The sequence below is a fragment of the Salmonella sp. SAL03688 genome, assembly GCF_046551895.1.
Lineage (GTDB): Bacteria > Pseudomonadota > Gammaproteobacteria > Enterobacterales > Enterobacteriaceae > Salmonella > Salmonella enterica.
Map to the genome: position 1 here is coordinate 1 of NZ_JBGDVI010000057.1, position 676 is coordinate 676.

Sequence of the window (676 nt, forward strand, 5' to 3'; positions counted from 1 at the left end):
GCTTTGGTGGTGGGGCTCCCACTGCTTGTACGTACACGGTTTCAGGTTCTTTTTCACTCCCCTCGCCGGGGTTCTTTTCGCCTTTCCCTCACGGTACTGGTTCACTATCGGTCAGTCAGGAGTATTTAGCCTTGGAGGATGGTCCCCCCATATTCAGACAGGATACCACGTGTCCCGCCCTACTCATCGAGCTCACAGCACATGCGCTTTTGTGTACGGGGCTGTCACCCTGTATCGCGCGCCTTTCCAGACGCTTCCACTAACACACATGCTGATTCAGGCTCTGGGCTCCTCCCCGTTCGCTCGCCGCTACTGGGGGAATCTCGGTTGATTTCTTTTCCTCGGGGTACTTAGATGTTTCAGTTCCCCCGGTTCGCCTCATTAACCTATGGATTCAGTTAATGATAGTGTGACGAGTCACACTGGGTTTCCCCATTCGGGTATCGCCGGTTATAACGGTTCATATCACCTTACCGGCGCTTATCGCAGATTAGCACGCCCTTCATCGCCTCTGACTGCCAGGGCATCCACCGTGTACGCTTAGTCGCTTAACCTCACAACCCGAAGATGTTTCTTACGATTCATCATCGTGTTGCGAAAATTTGAGAGACTCACGAACAACTTTCGTTGTTCTGTGTTTCAATTTTCAGCTTGATCCAGATTTTTAAAGAGCAAA

Annotated in this window: 1 rRNA gene; it reads right to left on the minus strand. The window is 51.2% G+C overall.

From position 1 onward, the window contains the following. Window positions 1–554 (minus strand): 23S ribosomal RNA (locus ACLJR2_RS23675); the annotation flags it as partial. Window positions 555–676: the final 122 nt, after the last annotated feature.